This is a genomic window from Acidobacteriota bacterium, assembly GCA_034211275.1.
Taxonomy (GTDB): domain Bacteria; phylum Acidobacteriota; class Thermoanaerobaculia; order Multivoradales; family JAHZIX01; genus JAGQSE01.
On record JAXHTF010000049.1, the window covers coordinates 1 to 14,738 of the forward strand.

Sequence of the window (14,738 nt, forward strand, 5' to 3'; positions counted from 1 at the left end):
GGCGGGCGTGCTGGTCACCGAGGAGACCCGCATGGCCAAGTCCGAGCGCGGTGCGGGCGGGTCGCCCGGACCGCATGGAACGAAGGAGGAAAACCGTGAGTGATACAGGCAAGCGCGACAAGGGCATCGCCCTGTTCAAGAAGCTGACCGAGGGCCAGGAGCAGATTTCCTACCAGCACGAAGGTGAAGTCGCCGGCGTCGGCGAAGCGGCGGCGATAGAAGTCGTAGGCGGCGTCCGCATCCAGATGATCCAGGGTCTCCGGGCTCACCGGCTGACGGCGGGGATGGTCACCGCCGAGGCGTAGCAACCACTCGTCCTCGAAGACCGCCGCCGGCTCCGCCCGGCGATTCTCCAAGAGCGGCCGCATGCGGTTGACGAAGGAGGCCAGGGCCTGGGGATCCTTGCGCGGGGCGGTGAAGCGGAGATAGGTCAGCTGCAGCAGCGTCTCCAGGTCGCTGGCGGCGGCGCTGCCGGTGACGCCTTCCTCGAGCTCCGAGATGAAGGTGCCTGCCTGGGCGACGGTGCCCGCCAGGACCTTGTCCAGCTCACCGCGGTCGAACTCTCCCAAGCCGCCCAGACCCATGGCCTCGGCAGCGAAGCTGGCGGAGACGAACTCCTCCTCCGAGGCCAGGGAATGGCCGCCGGGGCTGAAGCCCGAGAGCAGGATCTCGTCGTTCTGGAAGTCCGTGGGCTTGAGGATCACCCGCGCGCCGTTGCCCAGCTGGAGGATGGTCAGGCCCAGCTCCGGCAGCGTCTCGGTGGCCGTCAGGGTGCCACCGGTGGGGACGGAGGCGAGGAGGGGGCGATCCGGGGTGGTGTCGACGTAGGGCTCGATGGTCCGTTGCTGGACCCGCTGGAAGACCGCCAGCAGCGCTTCGCGGTCCGGCAGGCCAGCTTCTTCCGATGCCTCCGGTTCCGGACCACTGACCAAGATCACCCGACCCGGGTCCTCGACCTCCGACTCGTCCTCCGGATCCATCCCGTCCTCCGGATCCATACCGGCGAGGCGCAGGTCTTCCAGGGTGAGGGTGGGCAGCAGAGCGCGCACCAGCTCCAGCTCCGTCTCGACGCCGGGGCTGGGGTCGCCGGTGAGGAAGTGGTCGACATAGCCGGGCACCAGGCCGGCGGAGCTGCGGCGGTCCCGTTCTTCGTAGGCTTGTTCGTAGAGCCGCAGCAGGTCTTTGGCCACCCGCTCCAGCTCCGTCTCGGTGAAGCCGTGGCGCCGGGCGCGCTCGATCTCCACCAGCAGCGCCTCCAGCCCGCTCTCCACCGCTCCCGCCCGCACTCCCGCCAGCTGGGCTTCTACCCGCTGGCCCCGCACCAACTCGAGGGTCGTGCTCTGGGCCCACAGGAAGGGTGGGTCGGTCTGGCGGCTGATCTCTGTCAGGCGCTGGCCCAGAAGGCTGTGGCGCAGTAGCTCCGCCAGCTCCCGACGGTAGTCTTGGCGGGTGTCGAGACGCAGGGGAGGGCGGCGAGTGTAGACGGCGATCTGGGTGCTGGTGAGCTCCGGGTCGGTGACGGCGGAGAAGAGGGTTTCTTCGGGGGCGGGCACTGCCACCGTCGGTCTCGGCGGCGCGTCCTCCGGGCCCCAGGGCGCGGAGAAACGCTGCCGGATCTCTTCCACCATGGTCTCGGGCTCGAAGTCTCCCACCGCCACCACCGCCATCAGCTCGGGGCGGTACCAGCGGCGGTAGAAAGCCCGGAGCTGCTCGGCATCGACGGCTCGGATGCTCTCCGGGTCGCCGATGGGCAGGCGCTCGGCGTAGAGAGAGTCGCGGAAGAGCAAGGGCAACTGCTGCTCCCGCAGCCGGGAGGAGACCCCCAGGCCGCTGCGCCACTCCTCGAGCACCACGCCCTTCTCCTGCTCGACCTCCTCCGAATCGAAGCGGATCCCCTGGGCCCACTCATGCAGCACCTCCAGGGCTGTTTCCAAAGTCTGCTCATCGTCGGTGGGAACGGTGAGGGCGTAGACGGTTTCATCGAAGGAAGTGGTGGCGTTGAGGTCGGCGCCGAAGCGCATGCCCAGGGATTCGACGAAGCTCACCAGCTCCTGGTGCTCGAAGCGCTCGGTGCCGTTGAAGGCCATGTGCTCGACGAAGTGGGCGAGGCCGCGCTCGTCCTCGGCTTCCAGCACCGATCCGGCGTTGACCACCAACCGCAGCTCCGCCCGCGCCTCGGGCTTGGGATTGGCCCGGACGTAGAAGGCGAGACCGTTGTCGAGACGGCCGTGAAGGACCTGGGAGTCGAGCTCCGGCAGGGGAGCACTCTCGGTTGCTTCCTCGGAGGACGAGACTGGTTCTTCGGAGGACGAGACCGGGACCCACTCTTCCGTCAGCGGCTCGGTCTGGGACGGCGGCTCCGAGAGGCTGGCGCAGCCGCTCACCAGGAGGAGCGTTGCCAGGGCCCAGGAAGCGAGGATCTGGCCAGCAAGGATCCGTCTAGCTAGCGGCTGCCACCGCGGGCGAGGGACGTCAGGGGCAGTGGACGGTCGGAGAGCGACGGGGTGCAGGTGGCGTGGGCTCATGGTCGCCATGCATACCACGTCTGGGCGCGGGGTGGCAGCACGGGATATGCTTCCGCCGCCACGGTCGCCGGAATCTTCGGCGACGACGGCGGGAATTCGGCTCGAGAGGAGAGAGCATGGTGGACAAGGGCATCGGCTGCGGTTTTTCTCTTCGTTCTCCTGGGGGATGGCGAAGAGCGGTGCTCGGATTGTGCCTGCTCCTCGGGATCTCGGGAGTTGGGGCCTCTGTGGCCGAGATGGCAGAAGCCGCTCAGCCAGGCCCCACGACGGTGATCCTGGTGCGCCATGCCGAGAAGGCCGCCGAGCCTCGCCGCGACCCGCCCCTCACCGCCCAGGGGGAGGCTCGGGCGCGCTGGCTGGGGGAAGTTCTCTCCCGCGCCGAGGTCGGGCACATTTACTCCACGGACACCCTGCGCACCCGCTCCACAGCCGGGCTGATGGCGGAAGCCTTGGGGTTGGAGGTGACGGTGCTGCCGCCGCGGGATCTGGAGGCCATGGCGGTGGCGCTACGCTCCCATCCCGGGGAGGTGGTGCTGTCGGTGGGACATAGCAACACCCTCGGACCGCTGGCGGAACTGCTGGGAGGGGAGCCCCTGGCGCCCATTGCTGAGGACGACTACGAGGGTTTCTATGTTCTCACCCTCGGCGAGGACGGGGCTTCGACCCTTCCTCTACAGCTTTCCCTGCCAGCTCAGAAAGAGCCAGCGCAGAAATCTCCTGCAGCGCAACGCTGAGCTATGCGGTAGACTCATAGACCCAATGGAGACGCCGGACGTAGCGATTCCGCTACGGCGGCCCGCTCCCGCCGCTCCCGATCATCCCCATCGAACCCCGATGAGCCCCTAGGAATCCGATGAGACCGTTTTTGTACTCCAAGCTTTTCTCGCCGGCGCTGGTTCTGGCGCTGCTCCTTCCTCTGCTCGCCACCGCCTGTCGGGACGTCGATCCCGAACCGGTGGTGGAGCCCCTGCCGGCGCGCAGCAACATTTTGTTGATCACCGTCGACACCCTGCGGGCGGATCATCTGTCCAGCTACGGCTATCCGCGGGAGACCTCGCCGGTCATCGACCGGCTGGCGGCGGAGGGGGTGCGCTTCGACCAGCCGGCGGTGCAGTGGCCCAAGACCAGCCCGTCCTTCGCGTCCATGTTCACCGCCACCTACCCCAAGGACAACGGCATGGTGCGACGGGTGGGCGTGCCCTTGCCGTGCAAATTCCACATGCTGGCGGAGGTGCTGCAGGAGCAGGGCTACACCAACCACGCGGTGGTGGCCAACGGCGCCCTGGCCAGTGACTTCTACTTCGATCAGGGCTTCGAGACCTATATCGAGACCTGGAAGCTGGAGCCCGGGGACGATGGCCAAGACCCCAACCGCGCCGAGGCGGTGACGGAGCTGGCGCTGGGCTTGCTCGATCAGCTGGAGAGCTCGGAGCAGCCCTACTTCCTGTGGGTGCACTACCTCGATCCCCACTTCCCCTACGAGCCGCCGGAGGAAGCCCGGGACCGCTTCCAGAACGACGAGCATTGGTCACCGGAGCCGAAGGTCTTCATCGCCGACAAGCCGACCCAGCAGATGATGGGCATCGGTCAGGAGCAGGTCCTGGACGACCGGGACGAGCTGGCCTTCTACGTCGCCCGCTACGACGCCGAGATCCGCTACAACGACCAGCAGATCGGCCGCCTGCTGGACGCCATGGGGGAGCGCGGGCTGATGGAGAACACCCTGACGGTCTTCACCTCCGATCACGGTGAGTCCCTGGGGGAGCACGGCTACTACTTCGACCACGGCCGGTTCAGCTTCCAGACCTGCCTGCGGGTGCCGTTCATCGTGCACTATCCCGGGGTTCTGGAGCCGCGGGTGGACGAAGCCCCGGTGGAGCTGCTGCACCTGGCGCCGACCCTCCTCGAGGCCGCCGGCGTCGAGTTGCCGGAGGGGCGCTGGATGCAGGGCCGCAGCCTGACCCCGAGGCTGCGGGGAATGGCTCCGGAGCCGGCGGCCGTCGAGGAAGCCGAGACCGCCTCGGAGAAAGAGGGCGACACGGTCACCGCCGGTGCCTGGCAGCGGCCCCCGGGACTGGCCTTCGCCGAGGCGGGTTGGGAAACCCGGGGCAAATGGCAGAAAGTCGTGCGGGATGACCGCTTCAAGCTGGTCTTCGCCCAGACTCGCCCGGAGCAGCGCTGGATCGGCGGCGAGGGAGTGCGCTTCACCCTCTTCGACCTGCACAACGATCCGGAAGAGACGGAGAACGTCGCCGAGCAATTCCCGGAGGATCTGGAGCGGCTCAAGCGCGAGCTGGCGCGTTGGAACGGGGCCGAGCCCTTCGACGTGCTGGTGGATCCCGACGAAGAGACCTGCGGTGACCAGCGCTCCATGGACGATGAGACGCGCAAACTCTTGGAATCTTTGGGGTACCTCTGATTCTGCGCACCGTTCGACCTCATCTCCCGAACCGGTTTTCCTGGTTCTCGGGAACCGCGAAGGACGGCGGCAGCCCCGCCCTTGGCCCCTCGGACCCCTCCGCGAGTCGTCGCTGCAGGCGGCTAGCGCCAGGGTTCGCGCTGGCCTGCTGCCTCCTCTTCACCTTCCTACTGTCCGTTCCCGCCTGGGGTATCGACCTCAAGGTGCGGGTCGAGGGGGTCGACGGGGACCTCAAGCGCAACGTCGAGGCCCTGCTCTCCATCCGCGGTGTCAAGAATCCGAGTCTCGAAGAGGCGCGTCAGCTGCACTCCCAGGCGCTGGAGGAGATCCGCCGGGCGCTGGAGCCCTTCGGCTATTACCGGCCGCGAGTGGAATCGCGGCTGGAGAAGCAGGAGAACGGGGATTGGCTGGCTCGCTACCGGGTGATTCCCGGAGAGCCCGTACGCTTGGAGGAGAGTGACGTCCGGCTCAGTGGTCCGGGGGCGAACGATCCCGGATTCCAGAGCCTGGTGCGGGACTTCCCGCTCAGCCAGGGTTCGGTGCTCGACCATCAGCGATACGAAGCAGGGAAGGAGTCGCTGGTCACCTACGCCCAGCGCACCGGCTACCTGGACGGCGACTTCGAGGCCGCCGAGGTGCGGGTGAACCTGGAGCGCTACGCGGCGAATCTGGATCTGGCCTTCACCACCGGCCCCCAATATCGTCTCGGGGAGGTGACCTTCCATCAGGATTTCCTCAACGAGAACGTGGTGCGGGGCTACGTGCTGTGGGAGCCCGGCGACGTTTTCGACTACAGCCGCCTGCTCGGCTTGCAGCGGTCTTTGGGGGATAGCCCGTACTTTCAACGGGTGGAGGTGGAGCCCCGGCGCGCCGCCGCCAGCGACGAGCGCATCGTGCCCATCGACGTCTTCCTGACCCCCGCCCGGCCCCAGAAGTGGGATCTGGGCCTCGGCTACGGCACCGACACCGGCCCCCGCTTCCGCGCCGACCTCCAGCTGCGGCGCATCAACCGCCGGGGACATCGTGGCCATGCGATCTTGAGCGTCTCGAGTATCGAGCGCACCTTCGAAGGCCGGTATTCCATCCCCGGGCCCTATCCCCGCACCGACGTGCTCTCCTTCTACGCCGGCTATTCCCTGCAGGAGCCGGACCAGAGCGACAGTGAGAGCTATCTCGTGGGAACCAGCTTCACCCGATCCCGAGGCGGCTGGCGGGAGTCCTACGGCCTGGGATACGAACGCACCAACTTCACCGTCGGTCCCGACGAAGGCACCGCCCGCCTGCTGATCCCGGAAGTGGCCTGGAAGCGAGTGGAGGCCGACGACCGGCTGCTGCCCAGCGAGGGCTATCTCGCCGAGATCCGGCTGCGGGGAGCCGACGAATCGGTGCTCTCCGACGCTTCTTTCGGCCAGATTCTGACCCGCGCCAAGGGGGTCTATACGGTGGTCGAGGACGTTCGGGTGCTGGGCCGTCTGGAGGTCGGGCGGACCTTCACCGGCGACCTGCGGCAGCTGCCGCCGTCGGCCCGGTACTTCGCCGGTGGCGACCGCAGCGTGCGCGGCTACGGCTACCAGGATCTGGCGCCGTCGGACCCTCAATGCGTGGCCGCGGCTGTGGCGGGCGGCCTCGATCCGGCGGAGCAGGATTGCCTGGTGGGGGGCAAGGGGTTGATCACCGGCGGTCTGGAAGTGGACTGGCTTTTCTTCGAGCGCTGGGGACGCTGGGGCCTGGCGGCGTTTTGGGATTTCGGCAACGCCCTCGAGGATCTGGCGCTGGACGATTTCGGTGAGCTCGAGCAGGGGGCTGGAGTCGGGTTGCGCTGGCTGTCACCGGTGGGGCTGGTGCGGCTGGATGTCGCCGCCGCCATCTCTCGTCCCGGAACGCCGGTGCGCTTCCATTTCAGCGTGGGGCCGGATCTATGACCTCCCGCCGCCGCATCTGGCTGCGTCGCCTGCTCATTGCTCTAGGGCTCGTGGTGTTGGTCGCCGGCCTCGCTTTGGGCTGGCTGTTGGGGACGAGCTCCGGCGCCCGCTGGCTCTTCGCCCAATCCGGCACGTTGATTCCCGGCAAGGTGACCGTCGGCAGCCTCCAGGGGCCGATCCGTGGTCCCCTGGTGCTGGAGGAGCTCCGTTACAGCACCGACACCCTGACCCTCACCGCCCAGCGGGTGGAGCTGGAGTGGCGGCTGCGGGAGCTGCTGGCCAAGCGTCTGGACATCACCCGGCTCTACGCTCGGGGCATCGAGATCACCACCGTCGACGAGGACGAAGAGCCCTCTCCTCTGCCGGACGTGCGCCTGCCCATCAACATCATCGTTCGCGACGCGGTGGTGGAGTCGTTGACGGTGAGCGGTGAGCCGCCGGTGATCATCGACCGCATCGAGCTCGAGACCACCGCCGCCGGCAGCGAGGTGGTGGTGGATCGGCTGGAGGTGATGTCGCCGGATCTGGATCTGCTGGCCTCGGGTCGGGTGGAGCCGGTGGGGGAGTATCCGGTGGATCTGGAGGTCCAGTGGTCGGCGCGGCTGCCGGATCTGCCGCCGCTGGCGGCGGAGGGCACCCTGGGCGGTGACCTGGAACGACTGCTGGTCAGCCAGCGTCTGAGCCGTCCGGTGGCGTTGACGGTGGACGGTACCTTGACCACTCCCCTGCGGGATCTGGCCTTCGAGCTGCAAACGGCCTTCGAGGGGCTGGATCCCGAGGCGCCGGATCTCCAATTCCTGGAGCTGGACCTGCCCCTCACCGACCTGACCGGCGAGCTACGGCTCGAGGGTGTCGCCGAAGACTTCCGGCTGCAAGGCCGCCTGGCAGCGACCGTCCCGGAAGATGCCGGGGATCTGGGGCGGCTGAGCTCGGAGCTCGATGTGGGAATTCGCTCCCCCGGGCAGGGGGCTCCCATGGAGGTGTCCATCAGCAGTGCTCGGGTGCGGCCGGCGGGCGGAGCGGGCTCGTTGGATGTCCGCGGTGACGTGGTGCTGGAAGAGGCAGCGCGCTTCGATCTGGCGCTGGCCTGGGAAGGGCTGCAGTGGCCCCTGACTCCCGGCGCTCCCGAGGAGGTGGTGGTGACCACGCCCCAGGGCAGCGCCACCATCGCCGGCACCGCCGAGGAATACCGCCTCACCGCCGAGGCTCGCCTCGAAGGTCCGCAGATTCCGTCGGGTAGCTGGAGCTTGGCGGGGACCGGGGATCTGGAGGGCTTGAATCTGCGCCCGCTGGAGGGTGAGGTGTTGGGAGGCCGCCTGGGAGCTCGAGGCCGCTTCGCCTGGTCGCCGCAGGTGCTTTGGGACCTGCAGGTGCGGGGGCAGGGCTTCGATCCCGCGGTGCAATGGCCCGAGCTGCCGGGGACGGTGGCCTTCACCGCCGACACCCGGGGCCGCCTGGAGGAGCAGGGGCCGGAGGGCAGGGTGCAGAACCTCCGTCTCACGGGGACGGTGCGCGGCGAGCCGTTGGAGGCTCAGGGCGCCGTGGTGCTCGCCGGCGGCCAGGTGCGGCTGGATCCCCTGGAGGCCACCTGGGGCGGAGCCAGCGCCCAGGCTTCCGGCCTCACCGGTGGTCCCTGGGACCTGACCTGGTCGTTGGAGGTTCCCCAGGTGGCCAGTCTGCTGCCGGACCTCGCGGGTTCCCTGAGTGCCCAGGGCACATTGCGCGGCGACGCAGAGCTGCCCCGGCTGGAGGCCCAGCTGGAAGCCAGCGACCTGGCCTTCGGCGAGATTCGGAGCCAGGGCCTCGAGGTCGAGCTGGAAGGCGACCTGGCGGGCGGCGCTCCGCTACGAGCGAGCGTTGAGGCCACTGAGCTGTTGCTGGCGGGGCGTAGCTGGGCTGAAGCCGAGGCGCGCCTGGAGGGAGCTCCGGACCAGCATGGGATAGAGATCTCGGCGGTGGGGAACGACGGCGTGGAGCTTGCCGCCCGGCTGCAGGGCGGGGCCCCGGTGGCGGACTGGCCGTCGCTGCTGTCGGCGGATTGGAGCGGCGAGGTGCAGGATCTCAGCTACGCCGCCCAGGGCGCTGGACGTTGGGTCCAGCGGTCGGCGGCGGATCTCGCCATCGAGCCGCTGGGTGGACCTTCGGAGGGCTCTCAGACGGTGCGTCTCGAGGAGTTGTGCCTGGAGGCGGCGAAGCTGCCGCCTACCGCCGCTGATTCTTCCTCCCCTTCTTCTGCAGCCAGCATAGGCACCTCCCGATTGTGCGTAGAGGGTGCGCTGCAGTCGTTCGCCGGCAACGATGGGGCCGGCGAGGGTGGAACCGCTGGCACGACCAGCTGGCAGGCAGAGGGCACCCTGTCGGCGGTGCCCCTGGGCTTCCTCTCCCCCTTCCTGCCGCCGGAGGCGGACCTCGAAGGGAGCGTCGAGGGCGACTTCCGCCTCGCTCTGGAAGGTTCCTCGCCGCTGGAGGCGGAGGTGCGCCTCGATCTCTCCCCGGGTGTTCTGCGATACCAGCTGGACGATCTGATCACCTCGCGCTTCGGAGCCGGCACGGCGCGGCTGACGGCAGGGGCCGGCGGCATTGAAGGGGAGCTTCAGTTGCCGCTGGAGAAAGACGGGCAGATCCAGGCCCGCTTCTCCGCCGGCGCCTGGTCTCCGGCAAGCCAGGAGCTCACCGGTTTGGCGGTGAAGGGATCTCTCGATGCGGTGATCCAGGACCTGACCTGGCTGCCGGCGGTGCTCCCGGACCTGGCGGACACCGGCGGCCGTCTGCGGGCGGAAGCGACTCTCTCCGGCACCCTCGGCTCGCCGGCGTTGGCGGGGGAGGTGCGCCTGGAGGAGGCCAAGGCCCGGATTCCGACCCTCGGCATCCAGGTGCAGGAGATCACCTTTCTCGCCCGCGGTGATGGTGGGGAGACCTTGCAGCTGGAAGGCAGCGCCAAGTCCGGCGACGGCACGGTGCGCCTCCAAGGCACCGCCGGCTCCGCCGTGGGCAGTGCCCCGGTGAAGGTGTCGCTGAAGGGACAGGACTTTCAGGTGATGAATACCTCCGAGATCCAGGTCGAGGTCTCCCCGGACCTGGAGATCTCGGTGGACGGCCAGGACGTCACCGTCCGCGGCGAGGTGACGGTGCCGGAGGCGGAGATCGCCATCAAGAAGCTCGAAGAGGGTGCGGTGCATCCGTCCCCGGACGTGGTGGTGGTGAGCGGGAAGGACGGAGAGGAGCAGGTGCGCACCGCCGCCGGCCCGCTACGGGTGGACGCGCGGGTGCGGTTGGTCCTGGGGGAGGACGTGGAAGTGGAGGCGCTGGGGCTCACCGCCGAGCCGGAGGGCACGCTGCTCTTGACTCAGACCCCCAACGGCCTGACCCGCGGGAGCGGCGAGCTGGACATCAGCGGCGGCAAATACGAGGCCTACGGTCAGGATCTGGACATCGAGCGCGGCCGGTTGATCTTCGGCGGTGGCGCGGTGTCCAACCCCGGGTTGGATCTCCGCGCCTCCCGCACCGCCCAGGACGGCACCGTCGCTGGCGTCGAGGTGCGGGGCACCCTGGAGGAGCCGGAGGTGACCCTGTGGTCCAACCCCGCCATGGGAGAGAGCGATCAGCTCGCCTACCTGCTCCTGGGCCGGCCGCTGGAATCCGCCGGCGAGGCGGAAGGCGATCTGTTGACCAAGGCCGCCACGTCTCTGGGGCTCAAGGGCGGCAATCTGCTGGCGGCGAAGTTGGGGACACGCTTCGGTCTGGAGGAGGCCCGCATCGAAACCAACGGCGGCCTGGAGGAGGCGTCGCTGGTGGTGGGCAAGTATCTCTCGCCGGACCTCTACGTGGCCTACGGCATCGGCCTCTTCGAGCCGGTGAGCACCTTCCGCATCCGCTACCTGCTGAGCAGCAAGTGGAGCCTGGAGGCGGAAACCGGCATCGGCACCAGCGCGGACTTCCTCTACAGCATCGAGCGGGGTGGCAAGAAGAGGGAGTCGTCGGAAGAGTCCGGCGAGAAGGAGTAGGGGCATCCGCCGAGGCCCGCCGGCTCCAGCCCCCGCCCCCGACGCTGGAGCGTCTCCCCTGGGTTCCCACGGTGGACCGTGGGAACGAGGAGGAGCTTGGTACCTACTTGTTGAGTCGCCCCAGAAAGCGATTCCACATTCGGTTGGTTTGTTCCCAGAGTCTCATTGACCTCGAGCGGTGTGAGTGGGCTGCGGGATTCGAGGATGGGCGTCTTCGCCCACCGCAGAACCCGACTGCTCACGCCCCCGGGGATACCTGTCCTTGCTCAACTCCGAGAAGCAACGCCGAGAAGTGGTACCCAAATGTTGGTTTACCGGGTCAGCTTCTTGTATTTGATCCGGTGGGGCTGATCCGCCTCGGCGCCCAGGCGCCGACGGCGGTCCTCCTCGTAGGCCTCGTAGTTGCCCTCGAACCACTCGACCTGGGAGTCGCCCTCGAAGGCCAAGATGTGGGTGGCGATGCGGTCCAGGAACCAGCGGTCATGGCTGATGATGACGGCGCAGCCGGCGAAGTCCAGGAGCGCTTGCTCCAGGGCCCGCAGGGTGTCGACGTCGAGGTCGTTGGTGGGCTCGTCGAGGAGCAGCAGGTTGGCGCCGGCCTTGAGTGTCTTGGCCAAGTGCACCCGGTTGCGCTCGCCGCCGGAGAGGGCGGAGACCGGCTTCTGCTGGTCGGCGCCCTTGAAGTTGAAGCTGGCGGCGTAGGCTCGGGCGGGGATTTCCCGCCGCCCCAGAGTGACCACGTCCTGGCCGTCGGAGATCGCTTCCCACACCTTGAGATCGTCCTCCAGACTGTCGCGGCTCTGGTCCACATATCCCAGCTCCACCGTGTCCCCGATGCGCAGGGTGCCGGCGTCCGGCTCCTCGGCACCGGTGATCATGCGGAAGAGGGTGGTCTTGCCGGCGCCGTTGGGGCCGATGACGCCGACGATGCCGCCGGGGGGCAGGGAAAAGCTCAGGTCGTCGATGAGCAGGCGGTCGCCGAAGCCCTTGCGCAGCCCCTTGGCCTCCACCACCAGGTCCCCCAGCCGCGGGCCGGCGGGAATGTGGATCTGGTTGTCGTCCAGGCGGGCTTTGGCGGCGGCGTCCTCCGCCAGCAGCTCCTCGTAGGCGTTGAGGCGGGCTTTACCCTTGGCGCGGCGGCCCTTGGGGCTCAGCCGCACCCATTCGAGCTCCCGCTGGAGGGTCCGGCGCCGGGAATCGTTCTCCCGCTCCTCGGCGGCCAACCGGGCTTCTTTTTGCTCCAGCCAGGAGGAGTAGTTGCCCTTCCACGGGATGCCCGAGCCGCGATCCAGCTCGAGGATCCAGCCGGCGACGTTGTCGAGGAAGTAGCGATCGTGGGTGACGGCCACGACGGTGCCCTGGTATTCGTGCAGGAAGCGCTCGAGCCAGGCGACGGACTCGGCGTCCAGGTGGTTGGTGGGCTCATCTAGGAGCAGGAGGTCCGGAGCCTGGAGCAGCAGCCGGCAGAGGGCGACGCGACGCCGTTCGCCGCCGGAGAGGGTGGTGACGTCGGCGTCCCCGGGGGGCACCCGTAGCGCGTCCATGGCGATCTCCAGAGTCCGATCGAGCTCCCAGCCGTTGGCACTGTCGATGGCGTCTTGGACCTTGCCCTGCTCGGCGAGGAGCTGCTCCATCTCTTCCGGGCTCATCTCTTCGGCGAAGCGGGCGTTGATCTCGTCGAAGCGGTCGAGGAGCGCGCGCATCTCGGCGACGCCATCCTCGACGTTGCCCCGCACGTCTTTGTCGGGATCGAGGCGGGGTTCCTGGGAGAGGTAGCCCACCCGGGCGCCCTCGGCGGCCCAGGCTTCACCGAGGTAGTCCTCGACCTCGCCGGCCATGATCTTGAGCAAGGTGCTCTTGCCCGCCCCGTTGCGCCCCAGGACGCCAATCTTGGCGCCGGGATAAAACGACAGCCAGATGTCCTTCAGGACCTCGCGGTGGGGGGGATAGACCTTGGTGAGGCCCTGCATGACATAGATGAACTGCTCGGACATGCCAACTCCTCGGCGTGAATTCTCGGTGGGATTGCTCGCGCTGCGTCGAAATGGGCACCGTGAAAGGTGCCCTCGCGGTCGCAGCCCGGCCCTTGAGCCTACACCACCCGGCGAGGAAAGGGCAGAGAAACCGCCAGTTTCCCAGGGTGGTACCCACTTGTTGGTTCGCTCTCGTGCATCACCAAGGCCATGTTGGTGCGGGCTGCTCGGGAGTCGGGCCCTGCGGTGGCCAGGGGGCCATCCTCGGATCCCGCTCCCTCACCAAACCGGCGGTGATTCGAGGCCGTGGGGGGATGAGTTTAGCGGGAGTGGAATGGAGGCTCAGAGAGGTGGTACCCACTTGTTGAGCCGACCCAGAGGGCGATTCCACCGTCGGTGGATTCCTCCCCAGAGCTTCAGCGGTTTCGAGCGGTGTGAGTGGGCTGCGGGATTCGAGGATGGGCGTCTTCGCCCACCGCAGAACCCGACTGCCCACGCCCTCGGAGATACTGATCCTTGCTCAGTCGCGAGAGGCAGTACCGAGAAGTGGTACCCAAATGTTGATGCCTTTGTTTTCAACGACTTGGGTAGGTGGTACCCACTTGTTGGTCCGCTCTCGTGCATCACCAGGGCAAGGTCTGCGCGGGTTGCTCGGGAGTCGGGTCCTGCGGTGGCCGGGGGCCATCCTCGGATCCCGCTCCCTCACCAGACCGGCGGTGATTGGAGGGTGTTGGGGATGAGCTCAGCGGGAGTGGAATCGAGGGTGGTACCCACTTGTTGATCGCTGGCTGGGGTAGTTAGGCCTGGTTGGATTCGAGCTTTTGGATCTTGGCTTCCAGGGCCTCCGCTTCAGCGGTGAGCTCGGCGTAGCGGGGGATTTGGCCGGAGCGTTGGGCTTGGACAGCCTGCTGGAGCTTCTGGGCGTGTTCCTTCTTCAATTTCTTCAACGGGTCGGATTTGAACAGGCCGAACATGATGCTTCCTTCCGCGATGGGCCGAGGCGGTGGTGCCTGGGCTTATCGCAGGACCTTACCTTCCGTCGCTCCGTGGATCACCATCTCGTTCCGGTCCTGGAGGAAGGCCACGACCTCCAGCTCCTGGGGATCCCAGGACGGGTCGAGGGAGAATTCGGCCGTGCCTTGGACGCTGGTGGCGGAGCTGGGGTCGAGACGGGCGACGGACTCCAGGCGACGGACGACGCGCTCGTTTTCGAGGGTGCGGTGGGCGTTCTCGCCGCTTTGGACCTGAGTGGACAGGCCGCTTTCCACCAGCGCCACCATCAGCTCCTGGGGGCCGTCCACCGAGCCCTGGAGCTCGGCGGCGGCGGTGACGGAAACGGTGGCCTCGCCGCGGTTCAGGGACTGGATACGCACGGTGGCCGCCGACGGCCGGGCCAGCTCGTCCTCGATGAGACCGCGCACCTGGCTCTCCCGGGAGCCGACGCAATGATCCCGACCGGCGACCACCAGCTGGGGGGTGTAGAGGCGGCCGGTGGCGAGGCTTTGGGCGTAGCGTTCCTGGCGGCGGGACCAGAGCTCGGAGGAGAAGGGATCTTGCCAGCCGATGGAATTCCAATAGTCGACGTGAAACGCCAGGGGCAGCACGCGGTCTTTGAGCTTGGGGTCCGCTTCCAGCCGCGCCAGCAAACGGTCCGCCGGAGGGCAGCTGGAGCAGCCCTGGGAAGTGAAGAGCTCGATGATGATGGGGCTCGTCATGGCTTCTTCCTGGGCCGGTTCGGGCGTCGTGGATTCCGCGTCGGCGCTCGCCGTCTCGGCACCGCAAGCGGTGGCCAGGAGCCAGGTGAGGAGAAAGAGGGCCGTGAACAGCAGGCGGGTAGGCTGGGGACGGGGCACGGCAAGGCTGCGAGAGTAGGGCTGGCGATTCATCGAGGTCTC

Annotated in this window: 8 protein-coding genes; 4 read left to right on the forward strand and 4 right to left on the reverse strand. The window is 68.0% G+C overall.

Going from position 1 to position 14,738, the window contains the following annotated elements:
• Positions 1 to 14: 14 nt before the first annotated feature.
• On the reverse strand, positions 15 to 2,384 hold the full coding sequence (locus SX243_10320; GenBank protein ID MDY7093352.1) for an insulinase family protein: 2,370 nt from the start codon (positions 2,382 to 2,384) through the stop codon (positions 15 to 17).
• Between the two features lie 377 nt (positions 2,385 to 2,761).
• Here SX243_10320 and SX243_10325 point away from each other — a divergent pair, with 377 nt between their 5' ends.
• From SX243_10325 to SX243_10340, 4 genes are all read left to right on the forward strand, one after another.
• Positions 2,762 to 3,259 carry a phosphoglycerate mutase family protein gene (locus tag SX243_10325; protein ID MDY7093353.1) on the forward strand — a complete coding sequence of 166 codons (498 nt, stop codon included), beginning with the start codon at positions 2,762 to 2,764 and terminating at the stop codon, positions 3,257 to 3,259.
• A gap of 131 nt (positions 3,260 to 3,390) precedes the next feature.
• A complete protein-coding gene (locus tag SX243_10330) occupies positions 3,391 to 4,944 on the forward strand; it encodes a sulfatase (GenBank protein ID MDY7093354.1) in 1,554 nt (517 codons plus the stop codon).
• 203 nt (positions 4,945 to 5,147) lie between these two features.
• On the forward strand, positions 5,148 to 6,866 hold the full coding sequence (locus SX243_10335) for an autotransporter assembly complex family protein (protein ID MDY7093355.1): 1,719 nt from the start codon (positions 5,148 to 5,150) through the stop codon (positions 6,864 to 6,866).
• A complete protein-coding gene (locus SX243_10340) occupies positions 6,863 to 10,870 on the forward strand; it encodes a translocation/assembly module TamB domain-containing protein (protein MDY7093356.1) in 4,008 nt (1,335 codons plus the stop codon). Before SX243_10335 ends, SX243_10340 begins: the two co-directional genes overlap by 4 nt.
• A 311-nt stretch (positions 10,871 to 11,181) precedes the next feature.
• Here the strand turns inward: SX243_10340 and ettA are convergent, their stop codons facing one another.
• The 3 genes from ettA to SX243_10355 form a co-directional block, all read right to left on the reverse strand.
• Entirely contained in the window at positions 11,182 to 12,864 is a 1,683-nt protein-coding gene (gene ettA, locus SX243_10345; GenBank protein MDY7093357.1) for an energy-dependent translational throttle protein EttA, read from the reverse strand.
• Positions 12,865 to 13,640: 776 nt separating this feature from the next.
• Positions 13,641 to 13,817 carry a DUF6435 family protein gene (locus tag SX243_10350; GenBank protein ID MDY7093358.1) on the reverse strand — a complete coding sequence of 59 codons (177 nt, stop codon included), beginning with the start codon at positions 13,815 to 13,817 and terminating at the stop codon, positions 13,641 to 13,643.
• A 42-nt stretch (positions 13,818 to 13,859) separates the two neighbouring features.
• Positions 13,860 to 14,729 (reverse strand): DUF1223 domain-containing protein, encoded by an 870-nt coding sequence (locus tag SX243_10355; protein ID MDY7093359.1) that lies wholly within the window; start codon positions 14,727 to 14,729, stop codon positions 13,860 to 13,862.
• Positions 14,730 to 14,738 lie beyond the last annotated feature (9 nt).